Consider the following 23,225-nt stretch of genomic DNA (forward strand, 5'->3'; position numbering starts at 1 on the left):
TAATCCGGGCGGTCCCGGAATCTAAAGATCCGAATATGGCGCTCCATTTAATGTGGCAGGAACAACCATTTGATGCGATTGCGGCACGTGTTACTCGGCCACACGAGGAACTGCCCGGCAGGCGGCTCGTGCTGGATCGCGATCCCGGTCCGGGCCGCCGGCCTCAGCAGCGCAGCCTCCCACCACCAGCCGCCCAGCGACCCACCACCACAGCCAAGACGCCGGCTTCCCAGGACCGTGACCGGCACCCCGGTCTCGGGATCGGGCTCGACAGGCCCCACCACGCCTCAGCAACCGGCAGCAGGGCGCAGCCCGGCACGGGACCCGGCCACCCGTACGATTCCGGTCGCGGGCAAGCAGACGACGGGTGAAGGCGGCCTGTTCCGGGGTGTCGTGGAGCATCGCCTCTTGGGTGTGGATGTCGTCGATGAGGTAGCCCTCGTACACCGCCACCCGACGGTCGCCGATGCCGGTCAGGCGGCGTTCGACCCAGCCGATCCGGTGGCCCTCGCCGGTCACCGGATGGACGTCGGGGTTAACCGTCCAGCCGGCGGGCGCCCACCGGTCGCCGAACCGCCCTGCGTGGAGGGCGATGCGCATGTCGCTGGTGGGCGGGCGGCGGTGTGCCGGTCGTCGCGGCCGGGACGGGCGTGGCCGCCAAGGCAGGCGCATTCGTTTTCGAGGGGCCGTCGGACGAGGCCGTTGTTTCGCCCCGGGGTGCAACGAGGGGATCCGCGTCGGCCTGGTCGGGGCCCGCGGTCCGGGTGGGGTGGGCGTCGAGTACCTGCACGGCGAGCTCTCGGCCGTGTGATCGCGCACCCGCTGCCACTCGGCGTGGATGGCGGCCGCGGTGGCGAAGGCGGTCTCGTCTCCGGCGTCGGCTTGCCGGTCCGCGGTGCGCTCGTCGTCCCGGGCCCTGTGCACCGTCACCCAGCGGTTCCGCCCCATGACGGACTCGACGGTCCCCGCGCAGCTTGGTCAGGCAGAGTGGACGGCTCGGTCGCAGTCCCGGCAGATCTTCCCGACTTGTGCGAGAAGGTCAATCCCGGGGTGGCGTCGGTGACATGGGACTCCACGACGGCCGCCGGAACCTCGGGCACGCGGTGCAGCGCAGCTCCCCCGTAGTCCTGGACCCGCTGATCGGCCGTGGTGGCGGGCGTGGCGCGGACCGCTCAGTGAACGTCGACGGTGAACTGCCGTTTGGTCTGTTGTGGGCCGCCGGAGAAGGTGCCACCGAGCCCGTCGCGGTAGGCGACGTGCAGGGTGATGGTGGTGCTGCCGGGGCTTTGGGCGCGGAAGGTGACGTAGTAGTGGCCGCCGGTGCCGAGGTTGCCTGTTCCTCCGAGGACGGGCGTGTCCTTGAGACCGAAGTTGTCGACGTATTCGTCGCCGGTGGCCTGCACGATGGCCGGGTCCGGGGCGGGGGTGGCCATGGTCCAGTTGTCGCCCGCCTCCCACCACCACACGGACCCGGGCACCCTGCCCTTCGCCTACCGCATCGCCCCCGCGAATCCGCCGGCTGACCGCTGACTCCTGGCCCCTGCTCCCGGCCGCCGGCACCGCGGGCGGCCGGGAGCACTGGCCGGTCCACCTTCAGGAGCGGTCTCAGCGACGGACCTTGGTGAAGCAGAGCGTGAAATCGGTGCTGCGGCGGGAGGAGTACCGGATGCCGTAGTCGAACTCCTTGCCGCAGTGCTTGTCCGCGCCGATCAGCCGGGCCGCCGTCTTGTACTGGGCCTCGGGGGAGGTGCAGTCCACGATGGTGGGCTGCGGATCCCCCTCCGGGTCGGCGATCTTGACGCAGTCCCCGATGTTCGGATCGTGCGTCTTCGCCTCCGCCGCCTGCGCGGAGCGCGTCGCCTCCGCCTTGGCCTTGCCGCCGGTGGGGCTGGTGTTGTAGTCCCACACGTACCAGGCGACGCCGCCGAAGACCGCCAGCACGATGCCGACGGACAGCAGCGAGTGCAGCGGACCGCGCCGCCGCGGCCCCGACGGCCCGGCCGGCGGACGCGGCCCGGGCGCGGGCGGCTGACCGTACGGCGGCTGCGCCTGCGGCACGGGCGGCGGGCCGTAGGCGGGCTGGCCCGGGTAGGACTGACCGCCGTGGGGCTGGCCGGCGGACGGCTGTCCGCCGTACGGCTGCGGGGCCGGCGGCTGCCCGTACGGCTGGCGCGGATAAGGCGGCGGTGCGGACATGAGCGGGTGACCCCCCGTAGCTGACGAATGCGAACGACCACCTGAACGGTGATCACCGAAGAGTAGTCAGTCGACGCACCCCGTCGAACCGCCGATCGGCACTCCGAAGAATCCCCCCACAATTCCTGCACTTTGCCCGGCCTTGACCTCCACGGGTGTCGCGGTCGGCGCCGCAGCCGCCAGCCCGGGCGCAGCGGTGGCGAGGGCGTTGTGGAGCGCTTCCTACCCCACCCACTGGCCCTACGTCGTCGCCCGGGACCGAGGCCCCGAGTGCGGCGTCCGCGACGGGCAGATCACCCGCTGCACCGACCAGTCACTCGCCCCCGCGCCGCAGCCGGCCCCCCAGCCGTGGAGGCGCTGACCACCAACCCGCCAGCCACCACCAGGCGGTGGCTGGGTCGCGGCTGCGGGCCGCCCGCACACTGGTCGCCGCCGGAGCGGTCCGCCCGCAGACGGACGGCGGCGCACTGGTGCACGTGGGGGATCATGTGCAGCGGGTCCGCCACGCGGCGGACGGCTCGCGGGGGTGCACCTGCCTCTGGTGGGCCGAGTACCGGGGCGGGCGCGGGCCGTGCAAGCACGTGCCGGCCGCGGGGTTGGCACCGGCGACCAGCTGAGCGAGGACTGGCGCGCCGCCATCCTCGGGCTGATCGAGGCCGGGGTGGTCGAGCGCGACGAGACTCCCATGCCGCGAAGCGCCGGAAGTGACCGGGGAGCCGCGGGAGCGCGGGGCGCAGGCGTCATCAACCGCTGGTCGCGGCCCGAGTCCTCGGGCCGCGACCAGCGGTTGATCAGGCGGCTCCTAGCAGGGGCTGAGCCACCCGACCCAGCCCCAGGGGGCGGCGGGGTCCGAGCTGTAGCCGCCGGGCGACGTCCAGCCGAGGTTGCCGTTCCGGTCGTAGAACTTGGCGTGCAGGGCGGCCCGTTGGTTGTTGATCCACGAGCCGGTCCCGTACCAGGGAATGGACACCCGGAAGTTGCAGGTGAAGAGCGTCAGGACGTCACCGGTGTAGTCGGGGCCGCTGTAGGCGCACACGTACGTGTACGGGCAGGAGGCGGCCAGGCTCATCGCGTCACCCGCCGCTGTGACGCTGCGAGCCTTCTGCTCCCCGGGGAGGGCGAGCAGCAGCTCCCCGCCGTTCAGGGCGATCTTGTTGGCCGAGACCTGGGTGCCGCCGGTGGTGGCCAGGTAGGCGTCGACGCGCTCCTGGAGGCTCTTCGCCTGGGCGTCGGTCAGGCCGAGGTGGTGGGCCTGAGCCGAGAAGTCCGGGGTGGTGGCGCCGGCCGCACTCGCGGTGCCCACCAGTGCGAGGAGGGTCATGACCAGCGCGGCGAGAATCCTCGCGGGCGAGCCGGAGCCGGGGGTTCGGTGCTCTGTCACGGTGTCACCTCTGGGAATCGAAGGATCGTGTCGCGTGCTGGTCACAGCATTGCCGCGCACCGGCGCCCGGGTCTTTGGCGCTGCGTGCGGACTTCCTTGGCACCGGGCGCAGTCGCGTCCGGCATGGCCGACAACCGCCTGGACGCGGCCCGGCTGCGACCCGGACCATCTCTCTGTGTTCACGTCAACTGAAGCAGGGGCGGGCGGGTCGGCACCCGAGGCGCTGGTGTCGGTCTCCACCGACGGGGTGGTTCCACCGGACCGGCTGGAGTGGTGGAGCTGCCTGATGGAGACCGACGTCATGCCCGTGGCGCTCACCAGCGACCACGAGGGCGGCTTCCGCGGGAGTGCGAGGGCGGTCGACCTGCCCGGCGCCCGGGTGGCGGAGTTCGCGTTCTCCCCGATGTCGGCCCGTCGCGGATCGGCCCAGATCAGGCGCTTCGACCCGGAGCAGTACTACCTGTTCCTGGTGCAGGGCAGCCCGATCCAGCTGGAGCAGTCCCGCAACGTCGCCGGCCTCACGACCGGCGGCCTGGCCGTGTTCGACACCTCCCGCCCGCTGGCGGCCGACTTCTTCACCCGGGACGACCGCGGGCACCGGGTCACGCTGATGCAACTGCCCCGGACCGCCGTGCCGCTGAAGGCCGACCGGATGGAGCGTCTGCTGGGCCGTTCCCTCGCCGCCCGATCGCCCGCCGGGGTGCTGCTCGGGCACTTCCTGTCCGGCTTCCTGGAGAGTGCCGGCCACGGCGGCCCGGCAGAGCTCCGCCGGACGGGCGCCATCGGTGTCGATCTGGCCGCCGCCTACTTCGCGGGCCTGCTCGACGCGCACGACGCGCTGCCCGTGGAGACCCGGGAGCAGGTACTGCTCGCGCGCATCGACACCTTCATCGAGCACAACCTGGGAGACCCGGAGCTGTGCCCGGCCGTCATCGCCGCGCACCACCACATCTCGCTGCGTACCCTGCACCAGCTGTTCCGGACGCAGCCCGAGACCGTCGCCGCCACGATCCGCCGTCGCCGTCTTGAGCGCTCCCGTGTCGACCTCGTCGACCCGCGGCTGCGCCACCGCACGATCGGGGACGTCGCCGCCCGCTGGGGATTCCGCGCGCACGCGAACTTCAGCCGTGCGTTCCGCACCGCGTACGGCGTGGCACCCAGTGATGTCCGAGGGCCCGATCCGCAGGGACGGGGCGTCGAGGGCGTCAGTCGCCGCGGAGGCGGATGAAGGTGGCAGTGGGTGGCCGGCCGGTGAGGGTGAGTTCGACGTGCAGGGGGTGAGGGCCCCAGCCCTGCCCCATCGGGGGCCTGCCGGCCCCGCCGGTAGATGTACGGGCCTGGGCCTGACTGCCCCGCCAGTGCCGCGCGTGTGGCGCGACGCACCTGGTCCCGGCCGCCCCTGCGAACGGAGGCAACCGGCTGTCGGCGCCGGGACCGCTCCGTGCGGGGCCCGCCTGGGCCGTGCGTCGGCCCCGGCGCCGCAGGATGCGGTGCCGGGGCCGTTGTTCGCGGGGGGTCAGCTCTCGTGGGCGGAGGTGTCGTCAATCAGGAAGGCGGTGGCGGGGGTCGTTCCGGTCTCGTGGGAGACGAGTTTGAGACCGATCGTGGTGCCCCAGCCGGCCTGGGCGATGACCGGGGAGAGGTCGACCGCCTGGTACTGGTATCCGTGGGTCGGCGTCTGGCTGGTCCAGGTCCTGAGCGTGCCGATCGGCTGCCCGGTGTACTGGTTGACGGCCACCAGGGAGAGGGTGTCGGGTGCGGAGGCGGAGGTGTTGGTGGACTCGACGTCCAGCCAGAAGGAGAACTGGGCCTGCCCGTAGCCGGGGTAGGTGTTCAGGTAGGTGGTGACGGAGTCGTCCGTCCCGGTGTTCTGGCCGAGCCAGGCGTACCACGAGCCGGAGTGCGGCGCGTGCAGGCTGGAGGGGGTGACGATGTTGTACCCGGACGGGTTCCAGGTGTCCGTCATCACCGTGTGGTCGACGTTCGCCGAGCCGTTCTCGAAGCCGGCGTCGGTCAGCTGCTCGATGGAGCCGCAGCCTGTCCCGCCCGAGGTGCTGACGTTCTCCCAGAAGCCGGTGGAGGCCGTGTTGCCCGCGCCGTCCGTCGCCGTCACGGTGATCCGCTGGTAGTTGCCCGTCGCGGCGGCGGTGCCGGAGATCACTCCGCTGTGCGCGTCGATGGCCAGCCCCTGCGGCAGCCCGGTGGCGCTGTAGGCGAGGGCCGCGCCGGTGGTCGACACGCCCACTGCCGGGATCGACAGCGGCTGCCCGGCCTTGTCGATGCGGTCGCACATCGTGCTCACCGAGACCGGCGGGCTCGACACGACAGGGTCCGAATCGACGCACAGGTGGTCGGAGTTGGACCACAGGGTCTGCAGCGGGAAGCTGCCCGTGGACAGGTTCTCGAAGAACAGCCCGCCGTTGGCGCCCTTCGGGATCCAGGCGCACTTGTCGCCGATCTCCTGGCCGGTGGCGTCGGTCCAGCCACCCGGGGTGTTCGGGTCGGTCACCGTCTCCGCGTACTCGTGGCCGCCGATGATCCCGTAGCCGTCCAGCCGGCCCCGCGGGGTGTTCTCGCCGAACCAGTTGGTGCCGCAACCGGCCACGTCCGTCAGGTACGGCATGTTGGTGTAGGCGAGCTGGCCGTACGGTGAGCGCTGGAAGTCGTGCCAGGCGCAGTAGCCCAGTTCCTTCCACTTGTCCGGGTCGGTGCCCTGCGGCGAGTCGATGACGTACTGGACGTTGCGGTTCTGCGCCTCGGTCAGGTTGCCGAAGTGCTTGGCGGCGGCCACCGCCTCGGCGCCGATCTGCGGCTCCGTGGCGGCCTGCGGCGCGGGGGCGGTGTTGTCCACCCAGACGCCGGCGAGCACGCTGCCCGCCTGCGGGTAGGGGATGTGGGCGGACCCGGCCGGGCACTGGACGGAACCGGCGGCGATGCCCTCGCAGTACTGGGTCAGCACGGCGCTCCAGCCGTCGCCGGCGCTGCCGAGGCCTTTGAAGAAGTCCTGCTGGTAGGGGGCGGCCTGGTCCGGGTCGCCGCTCGCCGTGACATCGCCGGCCGGGTTCGTCGACGGGGTGCCCCACTGGGAACCCCAGAGCACCAGGTAGACCTTGGGTGCGCCGATCACCACGCCGGTCGACTCCTGGCCGCCCTTGTAGGTGACCTGGAGGTCGTACTCGTTGGCGACGTTGCCGTCGCCGTTGCTGCCGGTGCCCGGGTCGGCACCGTCGACCAGTTCGGGGGCCTTCTTGCCCTTGGTGCTCGCTGCGGCGACCGGGCCGGTGCGGGCGGCCTTGGCCCGGTGCGGGCCGGGCTTCTGCGGGGCGGCGGCCGTCTTCGGGGTGCCCGGCTGGGCCACCGCGGTGACGGCCTGCGGCGGGTGGCTGTCCGCCATGGCGGACAGTGGGGCGCTCAGCCCGGCGCCGGCCAGCGCGGCCGCGAGCGCCACCAGGGCGGTTCGCCGGCCGTGCCGGGCGCGTTCGGACAGGCGGGATCGGAATCTGGACACAGGTCGGCTTCCGTCTCTCGTGGCGTGAGGGTGGGGGACGCACGGTGCGGCGCGCATGCGGAGCTGACTGGTCGCCAGCGGGTCGCGGCGGCGGACGGGGAACCGGGTCTCACCCGGGCACCGCTGTGCAATGCGCCATATGATATTTCACTCACCCGCGCACACAAGGTCCCGCGCACGGCGCCCGCCGGCGCCCGCGCGGCTGCGGCACGCCGCCCAGCCGGGCCCAACGGCACCCCGCTACGCCGCCGCGCCCGCCCCGCCCGGCCCGGTCGCCCACGCACCGACGCCGCCGCACCGGCGGGCGGGCTCGCGGGCCGGGCGCGGATTTTAACTGCGCCTTACCCAAGCCGGCCTCGTCTTGGCGCTGGGGCCTCGGGGCTCCGGCCTCCGGCCCCCGGCGTGAGGCCCTGTCAGGATGCGCCCGTCGGACGTCACGGCCGCACGGGCGATGGCTTATGACGTGGCCGAGAACGTCGTCCTGGATGGTGAAGAAGGCCAGCGCGGTCTCCGTCTCCGGTACTCCGGCGGCGGCGAGGGCCTGGACGGCGGCCTCGCCGAACCGGAGGGTGTTGGGCCGGCGGACGTACGTGCCGGACAGGACGCGGGCACCGTCGCGGCGGGTGAGCAGGGCGAGCCGCAGCCGTCGGGCGAGTTCGGCGGTCCGCTCGTGCGCCGGCAGTGCGAGGTCGACGTCGGCGACGCCACTCATGATCTCTTCGGCGATGGCCTCCAGCAGCGCCTGCTTGTCCCGGTAGTGCCAGTACTGGGCGCTGGGGCCGACACCCAGGGACGTGGCAAGGCGGCGCATGGTCAGCCCGTCCAGGCCGTCCTGGTCGAGCAGGCCGAGCGCTCCGGCGAGCACGTCCTCGCGGCGCAGGCGCACACGGATCTCCTTGCTGGGCGGGCGGGTTGGGTCGCCGTCGTGGCCCGGTCACCCGCGTTGACACGTCGTTGAGCCGGGCCACCCTCCGGGCAGGCCTGTTGCTCTTCACCGCCGCCGGCGCCCTCGGCGGCCAGGCCGACGGCGGCCAGGCCCTGATCGCCGCCCGCGCCGCCCAGGGGCTGGGCGCCTCGGCGCTGGCGACCTCGACCCTCGGCATCGTCCTCGCCGCCACCTCAGACCGGCCGGAGCTGCGCCGGCGCGCCATGTCGGCCTGGGCCGCGTCGAGATCCTCTTCCCGCAGATGCAGCAGGGGGCGTCGCGGAGCCGGGCTGGGAGCCGTCCTCCCCGGACTACCTGTACGTGGCATTCACCAACGCCTGCGCCTTGAGTCCGACGGACACCATGCCGCTGTCGGTCTGGGCGACGCTGCTGATGATGACGCGGTCGGCGGTATCGCTGATCACGGTGGTGCTCGTGGTGGCGAGGGCGGTCGGCATCCTGCAGTGAGGGCCCCGGGAACCCGGCTCGTCACTGGCCCCCTGCCCCGCCACGCCCCGCCCCGTCCCGCCCCGCCCCGCCCCGCCCCGCCCTGCCCGATGATGAGCTCGATCAGCGCCTGGGTCGCGTCGTCCTCGGAATCGCTGCCCGGAAACGTGGTGGCGCCCTGCGCACAGCGGGGGAACATCGCTTGCTCAGCGGGCGAGTTCGATGACGAGTGAGGCGTAGGAGGGGATCATCACCTTCCGGGCGTAGCTGCGCGAGACGATCCGGTACGGGCGCCCCGGTGCGCAGACCGCCGCGACCATGCGGGCGATCTCGGCCCGGGCGACGGGTGCGCCGAGGCACAGGTGGCGGCCGGCGCCGAACCAGAGCTGGCGCGAGCGCGGGTCGTACGGGCGGGCCAGGTCGAAGCCGCCGGCCAGGTTGTCGGCGGCGTAGGTGACGAGGAGGATCCGCTCGTCCTTGCGCAGCCGGCGCCCGGCCAGTGTGACGTCCGCGCTGACGTGCCGTCCGATCACCGGTGCGGGCGTGGTCACCCGAAGCCCCTCGCGGACGGCGTCGCCGGTCAGTCCGGGATCGGCGAGCAGCAGTTCCTGCTGCCCGGTGTCGTGGATCAGGGCGACCGTGCGGGCCATCGCGCTGGCGGCGGTCTCGGTGCCGGCGACGAGCAGCAGGGAGGCGAGGCCGCTGGCCTCCTCCAGCGTGATCCCGGCCTCGCGGCAGCGGCCGAGCAGGGTGTCGGGATCGGCGCCGGCGTACGCCGCCGGGACGCCGCTGGTCAGTGACGTGACGATGTTCTTGGCCGCTTCGATGCGCTCGGGCGGCAGTTCGGTCGAGGCGGTCGTGTCAAGTGCGAGCGCGGCCAGCCGCTCGCCGGCGGCGAAGGTCTCCAGGTAGGTGGAGTCGGGGGTGTCCGGCGGGAGTCCAAAGCCCAGCAGGTCGGCCATCAGCCGGCCGACGACGAGCCGGGCGGCCGCGGCCACGTCGACCCGCTCCCCGTCGGAGAGGCGCTTGGTGACGTCGGCGTAGACCGGTCCGGCGGCGCGTTCGACCAGGGCGGCGGAGTTGTCCTCGGTGAACAGGTCCCGGGCGCGTCGGCGCAGGTCCGCGTGGCCGGCGCCGTCGAAGAGCCGGGTGACGTACGGCCCGAGGATCTGTTCCCACAGGTGACCGACGCCGCCCTCGCCGAGCAGGGTGAAGTGCTGGTGGTCGTTGAGCACGGCCCGGATGAGGGTGGGTTCGCTCGCCACCCAGCCCAGCCGGGGCACCCGCCGCAGCGGTCCGAACGGCCGGGCCATGGTGATCCTGGTCAGCGTCCACAGGGCGGGCCGGCTGGCCCACAACAGTCCGCTCTCGTGCCGCTGCGCCGTTGTCGTACCCATCGCCGTACCGCCCCCACCGCTGCCTCGGTTGTCCGTGCGGGGAACCGTACCGCGGCAGGCCACATCACGGATCATCGTATGATCGGGCGGCTCGGGGGAAGCTTGAGCACGTGTCGGAGGGCAGTGGGCAGTTGGTGGGGCAAGGCGGCGGGGTGCGCGCGGTGATCGCAGCGGTGGCGGTACACCTGCCGGAGGGCGCCCTCACGTCGCGCGAGGCGGAGCAGCGGATCGCCGACAGCGGCCCCTACCGGCCGCGCCCCGGGCTGATCGAGGCGGTCACCGGGATCGGCGCGCGGCACGTCGCCCCTGACGACTGGCAGGCCTCCGACCTGGCCGCGGCAGCGGCCCGCAAGCTGCTGCCCGACGCAGGCCTCGATACGCGCGACGTCGACCTGCTGATCTTCGCCAGCGCCTCGCAGGACATGGTCGAGCCCGCCACCGCGCACATCCTGGCCTCGAAGCTCGGAGCGCGCTGCCCGGTGTTCGACGTGAAGAACGCCTGCAACAGCGTGCTCAACGGGATCCAGGTCGCCGAGGCGCTGATCGCCGCCGGGCAGTACCGCAGGGTCCTGGTCTGCACCGGGGAAGTGCCGTCGCGTGCGGTCCGCTGGTCGGTGCGGGACCGGCTCCAGTTCGCCGAGTCGTTCCCCGGCTACACCCTGTCCGACAGCGGCGCGGCCGTGCTGCTGGAGGCGGGGGCGGCGCCGGCCGGGATCTTCCACCGCGCCTTTACCGCGGACTCCACGGCCTGGGAGGTCGGCACCCTGCCCGGCGGGGGCACCGCGTACCCGCGGGACCCGGAGGCGGGCTACTTCCGGATGGACGGCGCACGGCTGCACGCGGCCTTCGAGGCGCTCGGCCCCGAGCTGATCCACCGGGCGCTGGCCGAACACGGCCTGACCTGGGCGGACTTCGCGGCGGTGGCGGTGCACCAGGTGACCGTGCCACTGCTGGACGCCTTCCTGCGCGGAACCGGCTTGCCCGCCGGGCTGCTGGTGCCGGTGCTGCCCGAGCACGGCAACCTCGCCTCGGCCTCGCTGCCGTTCCAGCTCGCCCGGGCGCTGGAGCAGGGCCGCTGCGGGCCGGGCGACCGGGTGGCGCTGATCGGACTGGCCGGCGGGGTCTCGCTCGGCGTCGTCTTCGCGCAGCTGTGAGCCCGACCGTGCGGCCGTCCGTGGCCCTGCCCGTACGTCCGTCCGCGACCCTGCCCGTGCGCCCGCCCGCGACCCTGCCCGTGCGCCCGAATGTGAAGGAACACCAGTGACCGACCTGTGGGTGGTCGTGCCCGCCTACAACGAGGAAGCCTCGCTGCCGGCCACGCTGCGCGCACTCGCGGCCCAGCGCGACGCGGACTTCGAGTGCGTGGTGGTGGACAACGCCTCGACCGACCGGACCGCCGAGGTGGTAAGGGAGTTCGCGCTCACCGCCGGCTTCCCGCTGCACCTGATCACCGAGGCGCGCAAGGGCACCGGCGCGGCGGCGGACACCGGCATGCGGTTCGCGATCGCGGCCGGCGCCCGGTACCTGGCCCGCACCGACGCCGACTGCCTGCCGGTGCCCGGCTGGACGGCGGCCGTGCGCCGCGGCCTGGCCGGCGATCTGGAGCTGGTCACCGGTGAACTCCTGCCGCGTACCGACGAGTTCAGGCTCAAACTGTGGGAGAGCCGGCTACTGCCGGCGGTGGTCGCGCTGGCCGCCTGGTTCGGCAGGTTCCGGCCCGGCAACCGAGACCCGCAGTACCTCGGCCCGTACCTGATGTGCCCCGGCTGCAACCTGGCCATCACCGCCGACCTCTACGAGCGCAGCGGCGGCTTCCCGCGCACCGCGATCGAGGAGGAGCACGAGGACCGCGCCCTGGTGAACCGGGTGCGCAGGCTCACCGCCGCCTACGGGCAGGTCCCGGGCATGCGGGTGCACGGCTCGGTGCGGCGGCTGCGGGCGTTCGGACTGCGCAACACGCTGGCCTGGTACGCGGACCACCGCTACCGGCCCGAGGTGGTCGACATCCGATGACGCGACCGAAGCGGTGGGAACACACCTGGGAGCAGCGGGTGCAGCTGGCCGCGCACCCGCTGGCGTACCCGTTCATCGCGGCCGTGGCCCGGCGCGGCCCCGCCGTGCGGGTGCCGGGAGTCGGCGTCGTGGTCGGCGATCCGGAGCTGGCCCGGCAGGTGCTGCTCGACCACGAGGGGTTCCGCAAGGACGGCCCCGGGTCCTCGGGCGCGCTGTGGACGCCGGTGCTGGGGCCGGCCGTGCTGCTGAACATGGAGGGCGAGGAGCACCGGCGGCTGCGGGCCGCGCTGGCCGGCCTGTTCACCCGGGCCCAGGCCACGCAGTTGTGCACCCGCGTCCTCGGACCGGTGCTGCACGAGGCCACCGACCGGCTGGACGCGGGCGGCGCGGTGGACCTGGTCGCACTCACCAGGACGGCAGCCGGCACCGTGATCGGCGACCTGCTGGGCGTGGCCGACGCCGCGGGCGCGGAGGTGTTCGAGCACGGCGAGCGCATCGTCCGGATGGTCGGGCTCCGCACCAGGGAACTGACTCTACGTCAAGTCGCCAAAGCGAAGGCGGTGTTGGCCGACCTGACGGCGGCGGCGGGCGAGGCATACGACCGCGACGACCCCGGCTCGATGATGGCGCGGCTGCGCGCCCACGGGCTCGACCGCGAGCAGGCGCTCGGGCTGGCGGCGGCGTTCCTGCTCACCGGGACGGAGACGGTCACCACCACGGTCCCCCGGGTCTTCGCGATCTGGCACGACTCCGGGCTGCTGCCCGCGCTGCAGGCGGACCTGGAAGAGGGCGGCGAGGCCTTCGACGCGGCGATCGACGAGGCGATGCGGGTGATCACCCCGAGCCCGGCGATGCTGCGCCGCGCCGCACGGCCGGGCCGTCTCGGCGCGACGACGGTACGCGAGGGGGACCGGGTGGTCATCGCCACCGCGCGCTGCGACCTGGCCGCGGGCCCGTTCGACCGGGCCGCGGCACTGGGCCGGTGCCCGGCACACGATCCCAAACGCCTGTGGTTCGGGGCCGGACCGCACTACTGCATCGGCGCACCGCTCGCCCTGGCCGAGATACGGGTGCTGCTGCATGCGCTCCTGACGGCGGGAGCCGAACACATCGTGCGGCGACGAGCCAAGCGACGGGTCCTGATCCCGACCTACGCACACTTGGAAGTGACGACGTGAACGGCACGCCCGACCCCGAAGGCACCGCACCGGCCGGACCCGCCGCACCGACCGGACCCGCCGCACCGACCGGACTCGCCGGCCGGATCGCCGACCACGCCCGCCGCACCCCCGACGCCGCCGCCCTGCTCGACGCACGCGGCACACTCACCTACGCCGAACTCGCCCAGCGGATCGCCTCCACCGCGAACGGCCTGCGCGCCGCGGGCATGTCCGCCGGCGACACGGTGCTGTTCGCCGTCCGCCCCGGCCGGGACGCCCTGGTGCTCGGCCTGGCCGTCATGACGGTCGGCGCCGCCGTGGTGGTGGCCGACCCCGGCGCGGGCGCCGAACTCGACGCCGCGCGCGGACACCTCGTCACCGAACGCCTCACCGCACCGCGCTGGCTGGCCGCCGAATCATGGCTCTGCGCACTCGCCGCCCGCACGGCGGGACGCACCCTGCTGCGCCGCCTCGGCCTGAACCTGCCCGCGCTCTGCGACCCGGCCCTGCGCCTGGTCCACACCGGCCCGCGCCTGCCGGGCCTGCCCCCGGACGCGCTGTGCGCCGCGGCCTTGGCGCGCACCGCTTCGGAGCCCGCGTACGAGGGGGACCCGGACCGTCCGGCCCTGGTCGTGTTCACCTCCGGCACCACCGCCCGCCCCCGCGCGGTCGTGCACAGCCAGGCCACGCTGCTCGCGGGCGCCGACCTGCTCGGCGAGAGCCTGGGCCTGAACGCCGTCCCCGGCCCGGTGGTCGTGCACTCCGAGCAGCTGATGATCGCCTTCGCCTTCCTCGCGGCCGGCGCCACCTGGTCGACGGCGCCGCTGCCCGTGCGCCCGAAGCGGTTCCTGCGGGACCTGCGCCGCCGCCGGGCCACCCACACCTTCGGCACCCCGGCCTCCCTGGCCCGCCTGCTCGACGCCGGCCGGCTCCCGGACACCCTGGGCACGGTGCTGCTAGGCGCCGCTCCCGCGCCACCCCCGATCCTGCGCCGCCTGCAGAACGCGCTCCCCTCGGCCCGGATCGCCGTGGTCTACGGCGCGACCGAGATGCTGCCGATCGCCATGACCGGGGCCGGCGACAAGCTCGACCACGCACCCCACGGCGACCTGGCCGGCCACCCGCTGCCCGGAGTCACCGCACGCCTCAACGACGAGGGCGAACTCCTGCTGCGCGGCCCCCACCTGGCGATCGGCTACCTCGGCGACGGGCCGATCGGCGAGCTCAACACCGGCGACCGGGCCCGCATCGACGCCGAGGGCCGGATCGTCCTGCTCGGCCGGACCAAGGACATGCTGATCCGCGGCTCCTTCAACCTCTACCCGGGCCTGTACGAACCGGCGGTGGCCGCTCTGCCGGGCGTCGCCGAGGCCGTCATCGTGGGCGTGCCCGACCCGCAGACCGCCGACGAGGCGGTGGTGCTGGCCGTACGCCCGGACGGCTCGCTCCCGCAAGCGGAACTCCTGCGCTCCCTGCGACGCGAACTGCCCCGCACGATCGACCACGCGGCACTGCCGGACCGCATCCACTGCCTCCCGGAGATCCCCCGGCGGGGACGGACCGAGAAACCCGACCGCGAACGGCTGCGCGCGCTGGTCGCGGAGGAGGCGCCGTGATCACCGTCGTCACCGGGGCCAGCGGATTCGTCGGCAGCGCCCTGTGCCGCGCGGCACGGGCCGCCGGGCACCAGGTGCTGGCTCTGGGCCGCCGTCGCACCGTCCCCGCCGACCTGATCGGCGGCGCGCCCTACCTCTCCTGGGACCTCGCGGACCCCGCCGCCCGCCCCGCCCTCCCGCCCCCGTTCACCCGCCCCGACGCGGTGATCCACTGCGCCGGCCTGGCCACCGACTGGGCCCGCCCCGAAGCCTTCCACCGCGGCAACGTGCTGGCCACCCGGGGCGCACTGGCCGCGTTCCCCGAGGCGGCGCGCTTCGTGCACCTGTCGACCGCGAGCGTCTACGACCCGCGCCGGCCCACCGTCATGGCCCGGGAGGACGAGGCCGACACGGTCCGCCACACCGACGCCTACGGGCGCTCCAAGACCCTGGCGGAGCAGTGGGTGCGCCGGACCCGCCCCGACGCGGTGATCCTGCGCCCGCACGCCGTCTACGGCCCCGGGGACACCACACTGCTGCCCCGCGTCCTGCGGGCGGTACGCCGAACCCCCTATGGGCCAAGACTGTTCGCGATCGGCGACGGCCGGCAACGGCTGAGCCTGACCAGCGTGGCCAACCTGGTCGACGCCTGCCTGCTCGCCGCCCAGGGCGAGGCCCGCGGCACCTTCAACATCACCGACCGCGACCCGGTCGTGCTGGACGACGTGCTGCGCCAGGTCCTGGCCGCCCACGGCCTCCCCACCACCCCCGTCTACCTGCCGCTCGCCCTCGCCCTGCCCCTGGCCCGCACCGCCGAACTCCTCACCCGCACCACCCGGTCCACCCGCGACCCCCGCCTGACCGTCTACGCCGCCCGCCACCTGGCCCACGAACGCACCCTCGACCTCACCGCCGCCCACACCCACCTGGCCTACCACCCCGCACCGACCGACCTGGCGCCCGCCCTGCGCCGGGCATCCGCTCCCCGACGCCGAGCAGGCCACGCCGCGCCCCCGCCTTGGGTGGGGCCAACAAGCGTGCAGGTATGGGGTGCCGGGTCGCGGGAACCGGCCGGGGGCAACTCTGCCGCGCGACCTGGTCCCAAGCGACCACGGTGACGGAACGGCCGGTCGATCGACCACCCCCCGCCCGCCGAGGATCATCAACGACAGGACGCCCCATGCCCGATACCACCAAGCGCATCCACAATCCGGCCTACCTGCTCAACCGACCCGGCCTGATACCCACCGGCACCCCGCTCCGTCTGACCTGGGCCCGCACGACAGCGAAGTACGCGCAGACCCTCGACGCGTGGGTAGCGGCCGACCCGCTCCGAAACGCCATCACCTTCGCCGCCGACGGCGACCGCTCCGGCTACGTCCGGTGGGGATACGACCTGTCGCAGCTGTTCACCGGGGCCGCTCTGGTCCGTCGCATCACGGACGAGGCCGGGTGCACGATGACCGGAGACGACCGCTCCGGCCGCTCCTTCGAAGGGACGGCCCACCTTCTGCTCCCGGAGAAGGAGCCCTACTACGGGCTCAGTCTGCGCGACTACGCCTTGGCGCTCCGTCACGCCGACGAGCACCCCGAGCGCGCCTGACATCCCCCTGGCAGCGTGATGGCGCCCACCGCGGTGGGCGCCATCACGCTGCCAGGGCGGTTCGGCTCGCCGAGTCACCGGACTCACCGGCATCGGCAAGAGCCGGTTGCTGGACGAGCTGCGGGGGCGGGCCCTCGCCGCCGGGCGTCGGGCGGTCGCGGCGCGGGCCTCGGCCGCCGAGCGGGAGACGCCGTACGGGCTCCTGCTGAACCTGCTGTGGGCAGCCGGGGCTCGGCAGCTGCTGGACGAGTTCACCGCCGAGTTCGAGCCGGCGCGGCCCGGTCCGTTGGGACGCCACCGCTGGTACGGCCGCCTCCTGGACGCCCTCACTGGGCCGACCGGGAGCGCGCCCGCCGCGTCCCTCGCCCCGGGCGCCACCCCCGCCTCGCCGCCGCGAGCATCCCCTACGACCACCAGCAGCTCAGTGACGACTGCGAGGCGGCCTCACTGCGCACATGGTCCTCGCCGCGAACGGTGTCCGGGCCGACGGCCAGCACATCCTCGACCGGATCGGCGTCGACCGGGACCACCCCGAGTTCGGGCACTCCGGACCGAAGTCCGGCGACCCCTACGTCGCCTTCGTCGGCGACCCGGACGGCTCGGAGACCTACGGCACCGGCTCCGACGTCCACTCCCCGCCCGTCGAGCCCCCGCACGTCCAGCACGGACGCAACAAGGCGTTCGCCGTGCGGGCAGCTTCCAGCAGTTCCCCGGCCTCCCGTTCCAGCCGCTCCTCGCGTTCCTGGTGGCAGGACCAGCAGCAGCCACCGGGACGGCGGATCCGCTGGCGGCTGCCGTACACCCAGGTGCTCTCCTGCCCGGGGACGTCGCCGCAGTCGACGCAGGCCAGGAAGCCCACCAGCTCCCGTCTCACCGGGGTCTGACCGGCTGCCGACCTGCGATCAGCCCTCCGGCCGGAGGAGTTCCGTTTCCTCGCCCGGCGGGAGGAAGTGTCGGCGCTGTCCGCGTTCTCGACATAGCCGTACGTGTCCACTGTGGAGTAGGTGCGGGGGCCGTGACAGTGTGCACGGCCCCCGCACCGGGTGTGGGCACCCCGTTCCCGCCCTCGTCGTCCGGATCTGCACATGGTGGTGAGCTGTGCAGTGTGCCCTGTCACCTGTACGCGATGCTGAGCTGCACTGTTGGTGGGGAGTCGAACCCCTGCGTTGCTCTTCACGCGCCAGGGCCGGATTAACCGCCGGCCGCGGTGTGTGCACGCCTCCATGACGACTACCTGCTTCCCACACCCAGCTTGTGGGGTCAGTCCTCGATCAGGTCGATCTCCCAGTTGGTGCGCTGGATCAAGGTGTCCACCTCGCGGATCTCCTTGGCCAACGCATCCGCCTGGGCGCGGAGCTCGGCGACCGGCAGCGCGGAGAGGATCCTGAGTTCGGACCGCAACTGCCGTACGGCTCCGCGCTGGTCGCGTCCGGAGGCGGCGTCGGCGGCCGCCGTGGTCACCGAGTGGCGCAGCCGCAGGACGTCCCGGCGGGCGAGGGCGTCGGTAAGAGTGCCGCCACCCTCGATGAGCACGGTGGAGTTGGTCCGGTTGATCTGACGGATCAGCCTCTCCAGCTCATCCAGCACCTCCCCGGCCTGGGCCAGGACCTCCGCCGCGTTCTCGGCCGGCTCTTCGCCCTCCTGGTAGCGGGCACTGCCGACGACGCGCGCCCGCAACTGCTCCACCTGCCGCACCGCCGCCGCGCGCTGCGCGAGCGCTTCAGCCAGTTTCACCGCGTCATCCACCTCTACCTGCCATTGACCGTCCGGCAAGTATGCCTGTCGGTGCCGTTTGATCTCTCGACTGCCACAAGACGGGTCCGGGTCGTTTTCGGGGACGACGATGCCCGCGAGTACACGAACCGGATCATCTCGCTCATGGACTACCTGTGTGAGATGAGGGGTGCGATCGTCTTCGATCCTCAGCAAGCCGATGTCCTGCAGTGATTCCCGCGCGAAGCCCCTCGAAGACGAGGTCGGAACTCCCCGACACCGTTCTCGCCGTCATCGCCGCCCGTCCCGCGCCGGCTGCCGAGGCCCGGCAGATCCCGGGCAGACGAGCACACCGCGCCGCAGAGGAGACCTCGTGCTGACCCTGTCCACCTCGCGGACCCGCTTTCAGCGCTATGACACCGACCCCGCCCACGCCTGGCTGCGCGACCTGGCGCGAACCGCCCTGGCCACGAGCGCAGCGCCGTCGTGACCGGCGCCGTCCGGCCGCTTCAGCCAAGCTCAGGGGGCCGCCGCGGGAACGAGGTGGTCGAGTCCCTTCGCACTGCCCGTCGCGGCCTCGATCGAGCGCGGCAGCATGATGCTCTCGTAGGCGCGGACGGCGTCGTCGAGCCTGGATCCGGCGACGACGGCTCGGGCGAGGTCGCAGCCGTCGAGCATGGCGAGGTTGGCGCCGAGGCCGACCGGGGGCATCAGGTGCGCGGCGTCGCCGAGCAGCGTGACGCCGGGAACGTGGTCCCAGGTGTGCGGGGCGGGCAGGACGAACAGGGACCGGTGGGTGAAGCCGTGGTCGCCGTTGCGCAGGATGTAGCGCAGGCTCTCGTCCCAGTCGTCGAACATCCTCAACAGGTGTGTCCGCAGGGCCCGCTGGTCACCGAGGTCGACGCCGGCGGCCTCATGCCAGTCCTGGGGCACGCGGAGCGCGATGTAGGCGCGGATGTGGCCGTTGCTGTTGCGCTGGGCGACCAAGGTCCTGCCGGCACCCTTCGCCAGCATCGATCCGTTGCCGACCAGCCGTGCGAGATCGGGATGACGGCTGTCGCAGTTGTCGAATCCGGTCTCGATGAAGGTGACACCGGTGTAGCCGGGGGCGGCGGGCGACAGAGCCGGGCGCACGCGGGACCAGGCGCCGTCGGCACCGACCACCAGGTCGAAGCCCTCGACGGCGCCGTCACCGAGGAGCAGCCGACAGGTGCCGTCCGCCGACGGGGCGACACCGGTGACGGCGTGGCCCCACCGCACCGTGCCCTCGGCGAGCGAGTCCAGGAGCAGGCCGCGCAGCTGGCCCCGGTCGATCTCCGGCCGTCCTCCGTCGGCGGAAGGGCCCTGCTGCGCCAGGAGGGCGGCGGTGGCGAAGTCGATCACGCGCCACTCGTCCCCTTCGGGGCGGGCGAGGGCGTGGAACCGGTCGAGGAGCCCCGCCGCGCCGAGGGCGGCCTGGCCGGTGCCGGGATGCATGTCGAGAGAGCCGCCCTGCGGGCGGGCGTCGGCGGAGGCCTCGCGCTCGAAGACGGTCACGGAGCGGCCGGACTCCTGGAGGATTCGGGCGCAGGTGAGGCCGCCGAGGCCGGCGCCGACGATCGCGATGCGGGGATCACGGGAAGTGTTCACGGGAGGGTCCCTCGGTCGGGAGGTGGGTCGGTCACCGGAAGGCCCGGCGGCACCACGAAAGCACACTCGCTAAATAAGTGCAATGACTACACTTTCACAGCGAATGCACATCGCGGTACGGTGTGCGAGTGACCGAACCGACCGGACGCCGCGAGCGCAAGAAGGCCCAGACCCGCCAGTCCCTGGCCGACGCCGCACTTGAACTCTTCCTCGAACGCGGCTACGACCAGGTCGGCGTCAAGGACGTCGCCGACCGCGCCGACGTCTCGGTGACGACCCTGTTCAAACACTTCTCCGGCAAGGAAGCCCTGGTCTTCGATCAGGACGACGAACTGGAAGCGGAACTCGTCGCCGCCGTGCGCGAACGCGCCCCGGGCCAGTCGATCCCGCAGGCGCTGCGCGAGCACCTGCTGCTGAAGCAGACCCAGCTCGCCGTCCATGCCGAGGACCCGCGGTTCGCCGACTTCACGCGCATGGTGGAGCAGACCCCGGCGCTGCGCGAATACGCCCACCGCATGTGGATGCGCCACGAAGCGGCCCTGGCCAGAGCCGTCGCGGAGGCGGTGGGCGCGCCCGAGGACGACGTCAGCTGCGCAGCCCTGGCCCGCTTCGCCCTTGAGGCGCGCGGCCTCGTCCTGCGACACGCCGACCCGCGCCGGGCCGCCGACGAGGCCTTCGCGCTGCTCGAACACGGCTGGGCAGCCGCCCATCCGAGCGCCTGACCGGGCGGCCGAGCACCCCGGTGCGGGCCCGGTCGCGGACAACCTCGCCGAGCCGGACGAGCGCGCCCACCGCCGCCGTCGGGGGGCCCGAGGCCGAAGGGGGCAGGCTCAGGAGAGGGGCAGCCGCAGAGGGACGACTCAGGAGGCGGACGGTTTGATCTCCCCCGCGAAGACGATGACCTGGTCGATGAGGCTCCGCCGCAGATGGACGACGTCCGTGCCCGCCAGGCGGGGACCTCCGTCCGGCATGGTGAAGACCCACTGGTACCGGGCCCACTCGTCGGGCATGTCCACCTCCGAGCAGCGCACCATCGTGCCGGTCCCCGCCGGATGGCGCCGGATGTCCAGCACGAACCGCTCGACCGCCGCGATCCCCTCGCTGCGACCCAACGGCCCCCAGAAGACCACGTCCGAGGTCAGAGCCTGGGAGAGCAGGGCAGTCACATAGCTGTCGTCCGAGGCGTTGAACGCGGAGATGAACGTGTCGATCGCGGAGCGTGCAATCTCTTCCTGCATCCCCTAGTAATACCAGCCGTCCCGCGGGGAGCTCGTCCCGCCGGGCGCCGCTGCCGCCGCTTCGACTCCGGGTGCCGGCGGGCCGCGACCGGCAGCAGGCCCTCTGAACCGGCCGGTGTCGTCCGACCGTCGAGCCTGACGAGCCCTGATGGTCGGGGAGCCGAGTACGAGACGGTCCGGTCGGACCGGGAGGTGGCGATGGCGGGGAACGGGTACGTGGGCGTGTCGCGGCGGCAGCTGCTGACGGCGGGGGCGCTGGCCGGGGTGACGGTGCTGGGCACGGGGCTGGGTGCGGGGAAGGCCTCGGCGGCGGCCCCGCCGGCGATCTTCTACTCGCCGCACCAGGACGACGAGGCGCTGGGCCTGGCGGGGTCGATCCTGGAGCACAAGGCGGCCGGCCGGTGTACCTGGTGCTGGTGTCCAAGGGCGAAAACCCGGGCCTGGCAACCGTGATGAACACCGACCCGTGCCCGAAACTCCCCGCGCACCCGTGCGCGGCCCGCGGCCACCACGGGGTGAACCGGCCGACCGACGGCACCAGCATGATCGTCCCCGGACGGACGAGCGAGTTCATGGCCTCCGCCGCCGCCATCGGGGTCGACAAGGTGATCAACTTCCAGATGAGCGACTCCGTCTGGCAAGGGGCCGATCAGTTCAAGCAGTTCACCGCGAACGTCAAGGCGAAGATCGCGGCCCTCGCCGCGAAGTACCCGGGCGCCTCGCACAAGTTCACCGCGGGATGGCTGGAGATCACCGCCACCTACAAGGCGATCACCGATGCGGCCGTGCAGCTGTACCGCGCGGGCACGCTCACCGACGTGCGCTTCAACTACGTCTACGCCTATGACCAGCCGCTCTCCTCCCGTGCGGACGGCGCGGCGTACGTGCTCGGCTACCACAGCGTCCCGGAAAAGATGGAGGCCGCGCACGCCGACCCGCACGAATACGTGTTCGCGATGCCCAACTCCTCGTACCGGTACGGGCCGATCGGCGACGACCGGCCGCGCACCGAGTGGTCGTAGCGCACCGGGTCCGCCAGGCCCTCGGCCGACCCGACCCGGCCCCGACCTGACCCGACCTGACCCCGGCCGGGCACTCCATGGGGTGAAAGCCGGTCAACCCGGCGCCGGGACGTCGCCTCCCCCGGTGAACACCGCGCCACCGGTCCGCCATGATCATCGTTCTTCGCATATGCCGAAGACCGATGACCGACCTCCCCAGCCCGACGCGGCACACCGCCCGCCCGCCTGGCCCGGGCGGGGGCACACCCGGGTCCCCCGGAACACGGGCGGACGAGGACCTGCGGCGGGGGCCGGGCAACCGGGCGCGGCGTGCCGCCGGAGGCAGCCGGGAGTGCGCGCGTGATCCCCCTGCCGCAGGGCCGCGGCCCCGAACGCCGGTTCACCGGGCCGTCGTGCGCCGTGTGCTGCATCGGGCAGGCACACGTCGCCCGGGGGGTACTCGCCCCGGTGACGGTCCGACTGCGCCATCACATCGAAGACCCGTACGCCGCCTACCTCGACCTCCACATCGACACGCCGGACCCGATCACCTGGGTCTTCGCCCGCAGCCTGCTCGCCGACGGCCTGTACACCCACGCCGGCCTGGGCGACGTCACCGTCCACCCCTCCCCCTGGGGTGCCTTCCCCGCCGTCGTCGTGAACCTCCACCCCGAAGGCGACGGCCCCGCCTGCCGGATCAGCCTGCCCACCGCCCCCGTCCGGAACTTCCTCGACTGGAGCAGGCAGATCACCGCCCCCGGCTCCGAACACCTCCACCTCGACATCGACGCCCTCATCCACCGGATCCTCGCCGACCCCTGACGATCGCCGGGTCGTCGCGCGCGGCCGCGTGACTGTGCCGGCCGGGACCGCCAGGACCCCCCTGGCCACGACCGCATGCGCTCCCTGGCCGAGGGTGAGCGGGGCTCCCGCCGTGTTGCCGCCGGCGTCCGGGCACGCGGTGGTGGGGAGCCGTCCGGGTCGGCGGACGCCCCCCGTGCCACGAGGTCTGACCCCCGCCACGTACGACCGGTCGGGCCGCGGCGGGGGTACGACCGCCGCCGCGCTCGGCGACCGGTGGCGGGCCGTCGCCGAGCAGTGGTTTGCCCCTTCGACGTCCGGGCACGCGCAGGAGCAACGAACGGCGACGGCGGTTCAAGGGAGGCCCAGGTGTACGCGGCCAAGGTGATGGGCAAGCCGTTCCGGCTGGTGGCGGGCCCATGGGCCGGCGGACCGGCCGGGTGGGTGACCTGGCGCCTGTGGCGGAGGTTCGCCGGCCGTCCCCGGGCCGGGAGCACGACCGGAGGCAAACACGTCTGGCGTCGCTCGCTGGCCGCCGCCGCCCTTCCGACGGCGGCGTTCGCGCTGGCGAGGGCGGCGCGGGCCGGGCGCGCCCGGAATCCGGCGTGAGCGGACAAG

Annotated in this window: 22 protein-coding genes; 13 read left to right on the forward strand and 9 right to left on the reverse strand. The window is 73.3% G+C overall.

Translation table 11 applies throughout. From position 1 onward, the window contains the following. Nucleotides 1-1,172: 1,172 nt before the first annotated feature. From ACIGG8_RS39860 to ACIGG8_RS39870, 3 genes are all read right to left on the reverse strand, one after another. Entirely contained in the window at nucleotides 1,173-1,478 is a 306-nt protein-coding gene (locus tag ACIGG8_RS39860) for a protease inhibitor I42 family protein (RefSeq protein WP_396553466.1), read from the reverse strand. Nucleotides 1,479-1,605: 127 nt separating this feature from the next. Beyond that, entirely contained in the window at nucleotides 1,606-2,196 is a 591-nt protein-coding gene (locus ACIGG8_RS39865) for a hypothetical protein (protein ID WP_396553467.1), read from the reverse strand. An 802-nt stretch (nucleotides 2,197-2,998) separates the two neighbouring features. Next, entirely contained in the window at nucleotides 2,999-3,577 is a 579-nt protein-coding gene (locus ACIGG8_RS39870) for a peptidase inhibitor family I36 protein (RefSeq protein ID WP_396553468.1), read from the reverse strand. 175 nt (nucleotides 3,578-3,752) lie between these two features. On the opposite strand from ACIGG8_RS39870, the gene ACIGG8_RS39875 reads away from it, so the two are divergent. Further along, nucleotides 3,753-4,805, forward strand: coding sequence for a helix-turn-helix domain-containing protein (locus ACIGG8_RS39875; RefSeq protein ID WP_396553469.1), 1,053 nt, complete (start codon nucleotides 3,753-3,755; stop codon nucleotides 4,803-4,805). A 288-nt stretch (nucleotides 4,806-5,093) separates the two neighbouring features. On the opposite strand, the gene ACIGG8_RS39880 is transcribed toward ACIGG8_RS39875, so the two are convergent. Both ACIGG8_RS39880 and ACIGG8_RS39885 read right to left on the reverse strand, forming a co-directional pair. After that, nucleotides 5,094-7,085 carry an Ig domain-containing protein gene (locus ACIGG8_RS39880; RefSeq protein WP_396553470.1) on the reverse strand — a complete coding sequence of 664 codons (1,992 nt, stop codon included), beginning with the start codon at nucleotides 7,083-7,085 and terminating at the stop codon, nucleotides 5,094-5,096. 151 nt (nucleotides 7,086-7,236) lie between these two features. Then, a complete protein-coding gene (locus tag ACIGG8_RS39885; protein ID WP_396553471.1) occupies nucleotides 7,237-7,971 on the reverse strand; it encodes a TetR family transcriptional regulator in 735 nt (244 codons plus the stop codon). A gap of 360 nt (nucleotides 7,972-8,331) precedes the next feature. Here ACIGG8_RS39885 and ACIGG8_RS39890 point away from each other — a divergent pair, with 360 nt between their 5' ends. Then, nucleotides 8,332-8,478 carry a hypothetical protein gene (locus ACIGG8_RS39890; RefSeq protein ID WP_396553472.1) on the forward strand — a complete coding sequence of 49 codons (147 nt, stop codon included), beginning with the start codon at nucleotides 8,332-8,334 and terminating at the stop codon, nucleotides 8,476-8,478. A gap of 185 nt (nucleotides 8,479-8,663) precedes the next feature. Here ACIGG8_RS39890 and ACIGG8_RS39895 read toward each other — a convergent pair whose 3' ends face one another. Further along, nucleotides 8,664-9,854, reverse strand: coding sequence for a cytochrome P450 (locus ACIGG8_RS39895; protein ID WP_396553473.1), 1,191 nt, complete (start codon nucleotides 9,852-9,854; stop codon nucleotides 8,664-8,666). Between the two features lie 110 nt (nucleotides 9,855-9,964). Between ACIGG8_RS39895 and ACIGG8_RS39900 the strand changes: the two genes are divergently transcribed. The 7 genes from ACIGG8_RS39900 to ACIGG8_RS39930 all read left to right on the forward strand — a co-directional run bounded on the left by ACIGG8_RS39900 (nucleotide 9,965) and on the right by ACIGG8_RS39930 (nucleotide 17,109). Further along, nucleotides 9,965-11,008, forward strand: a complete 1,044-nt coding sequence (locus ACIGG8_RS39900; RefSeq protein WP_396553474.1) for a 3-oxoacyl-ACP synthase III family protein — start codon at nucleotides 9,965-9,967, stop codon at nucleotides 11,006-11,008. 106 nt (nucleotides 11,009-11,114) lie between these two features. After that, the gene (locus ACIGG8_RS39905) at nucleotides 11,115-11,867 is read left to right on the forward strand and encodes a glycosyltransferase family 2 protein (protein WP_396553475.1); all 753 of its coding nucleotides are present in this window, start codon (nucleotides 11,115-11,117) and stop codon (nucleotides 11,865-11,867) included. After that, nucleotides 11,864-13,045, forward strand: coding sequence for a cytochrome P450 (locus tag ACIGG8_RS39910; protein WP_396553476.1), 1,182 nt, complete (start codon nucleotides 11,864-11,866; stop codon nucleotides 13,043-13,045). The genes ACIGG8_RS39905 and ACIGG8_RS39910 overlap by 4 nt, the downstream gene beginning before the upstream one ends. Then, on the forward strand, nucleotides 13,042-14,643 hold the full coding sequence (locus ACIGG8_RS39915) for a class I adenylate-forming enzyme family protein (RefSeq protein WP_396553477.1): 1,602 nt from the start codon (nucleotides 13,042-13,044) through the stop codon (nucleotides 14,641-14,643). Before ACIGG8_RS39910 ends, ACIGG8_RS39915 begins: the two co-directional genes overlap by 4 nt. Then, nucleotides 14,640-15,740, forward strand: coding sequence for an NAD-dependent epimerase/dehydratase family protein (locus tag ACIGG8_RS39920; protein ID WP_396553478.1), 1,101 nt, complete (start codon nucleotides 14,640-14,642; stop codon nucleotides 15,738-15,740). Before ACIGG8_RS39915 ends, ACIGG8_RS39920 begins: the two co-directional genes overlap by 4 nt. Nucleotides 15,741-15,802: 62 nt before the next feature. Continuing rightward, nucleotides 15,803-16,225: a hypothetical protein gene (locus ACIGG8_RS39925; RefSeq protein ID WP_396553479.1), complete on the forward strand. Its 423-nt coding sequence runs from the start codon at nucleotides 15,803-15,805 to the stop codon at nucleotides 16,223-16,225. A 455-nt stretch (nucleotides 16,226-16,680) separates the two neighbouring features. Then, on the forward strand, nucleotides 16,681-17,109 hold the full coding sequence (locus ACIGG8_RS39930; RefSeq protein ID WP_396553480.1) for a hypothetical protein: 429 nt from the start codon (nucleotides 16,681-16,683) through the stop codon (nucleotides 17,107-17,109). A gap of 376 nt (nucleotides 17,110-17,485) precedes the next feature. Here ACIGG8_RS39930 and ACIGG8_RS39935 read toward each other — a convergent pair whose 3' ends face one another. Together ACIGG8_RS39935 and ACIGG8_RS39940 are read right to left on the reverse strand one after the other, a co-directional pair. After that, nucleotides 17,486-17,959, reverse strand: a complete 474-nt coding sequence (locus tag ACIGG8_RS39935) for a DIP1984 family protein (protein ID WP_396553481.1) — start codon at nucleotides 17,957-17,959, stop codon at nucleotides 17,486-17,488. Between the two features lie 498 nt (nucleotides 17,960-18,457). Beyond that, nucleotides 18,458-19,567, reverse strand: a complete 1,110-nt coding sequence (locus tag ACIGG8_RS39940) for an FAD-dependent oxidoreductase (RefSeq protein ID WP_396553482.1) — start codon at nucleotides 19,565-19,567, stop codon at nucleotides 18,458-18,460. A gap of 128 nt (nucleotides 19,568-19,695) precedes the next feature. Between ACIGG8_RS39940 and ACIGG8_RS39945 the strand changes: the two genes are divergently transcribed. After that, nucleotides 19,696-20,289, forward strand: coding sequence for a TetR/AcrR family transcriptional regulator (locus ACIGG8_RS39945; protein ID WP_396553483.1), 594 nt, complete (start codon nucleotides 19,696-19,698; stop codon nucleotides 20,287-20,289). A 138-nt stretch (nucleotides 20,290-20,427) separates the two neighbouring features. Here the strand turns inward: ACIGG8_RS39945 and ACIGG8_RS39950 are convergent, their stop codons facing one another. Beyond that, on the reverse strand, nucleotides 20,428-20,805 hold the full coding sequence (locus ACIGG8_RS39950; protein ID WP_396553484.1) for a nuclear transport factor 2 family protein: 378 nt from the start codon (nucleotides 20,803-20,805) through the stop codon (nucleotides 20,428-20,430). 198 nt (nucleotides 20,806-21,003) lie between these two features. Between ACIGG8_RS39950 and ACIGG8_RS39955 the strand changes: the two genes are divergently transcribed. The 3 genes from ACIGG8_RS39955 to ACIGG8_RS39965 all read left to right on the forward strand — a co-directional run bounded on the left by ACIGG8_RS39955 (nucleotide 21,004) and on the right by ACIGG8_RS39965 (nucleotide 22,628). Beyond that, nucleotides 21,004-21,258: a hypothetical protein gene (locus ACIGG8_RS39955; RefSeq protein ID WP_396553485.1), complete on the forward strand. Its 255-nt coding sequence runs from the start codon at nucleotides 21,004-21,006 to the stop codon at nucleotides 21,256-21,258. Next, the gene (locus ACIGG8_RS39960; RefSeq protein ID WP_396553486.1) at nucleotides 21,222-21,827 is read left to right on the forward strand and encodes a hypothetical protein; all 606 of its coding nucleotides are present in this window, start codon (nucleotides 21,222-21,224) and stop codon (nucleotides 21,825-21,827) included. Before ACIGG8_RS39955 ends, ACIGG8_RS39960 begins: the two co-directional genes overlap by 37 nt. Before the next feature lie 339 nt (nucleotides 21,828-22,166). After that, nucleotides 22,167-22,628 (forward strand): SsgA family sporulation/cell division regulator, encoded by a 462-nt coding sequence (locus ACIGG8_RS39965; protein ID WP_396553487.1) that lies wholly within the window; start codon nucleotides 22,167-22,169, stop codon nucleotides 22,626-22,628. Nucleotides 22,629-23,225 lie beyond the last annotated feature (597 nt).

Origin of the sequence: Kitasatospora sp. NPDC085464, assembly GCF_044541955.1 — a bacterium.
GTDB lineage: Bacteria > Actinomycetota > Actinomycetes > Streptomycetales > Streptomycetaceae > Kitasatospora.

Excerpts from the sequence above, each read along its gene's own strand:
- ACIGG8_RS39955 (WP_396553485.1), top strand. The coding sequence starts at position 21,004 with ATGGCGGGGAACGGGTACGTGGGCGTGTCGCGGCGGCAGCTGCTGACG.
- ACIGG8_RS39910 (WP_396553476.1), top strand. The coding sequence starts at position 11,864 with ATGACGCGACCGAAGCGGTGGGAACACACCTGGGAGCAGCGGGTGCAG.
- ACIGG8_RS39865 (WP_396553467.1), bottom strand. The coding sequence starts at position 2,196 with ATGTCCGCACCGCCGCCTTATCCGCGCCAGCCGTACGGGCAGCCGCCG.
- ACIGG8_RS39925 (WP_396553479.1), top strand. The coding sequence starts at position 15,803 with ATGCCCGATACCACCAAGCGCATCCACAATCCGGCCTACCTGCTCAAC.
- ACIGG8_RS39930 (WP_396553480.1), top strand. The coding sequence starts at position 16,681 with ATGGTCCTCGCCGCGAACGGTGTCCGGGCCGACGGCCAGCACATCCTC.
- ACIGG8_RS39895 (WP_396553473.1), bottom strand. The coding sequence starts at position 9,854 with ATGGGTACGACAACGGCGCAGCGGCACGAGAGCGGACTGTTGTGGGCC.
- ACIGG8_RS39950 (WP_396553484.1), bottom strand. The coding sequence starts at position 20,805 with ATGCAGGAAGAGATTGCACGCTCCGCGATCGACACGTTCATCTCCGCG.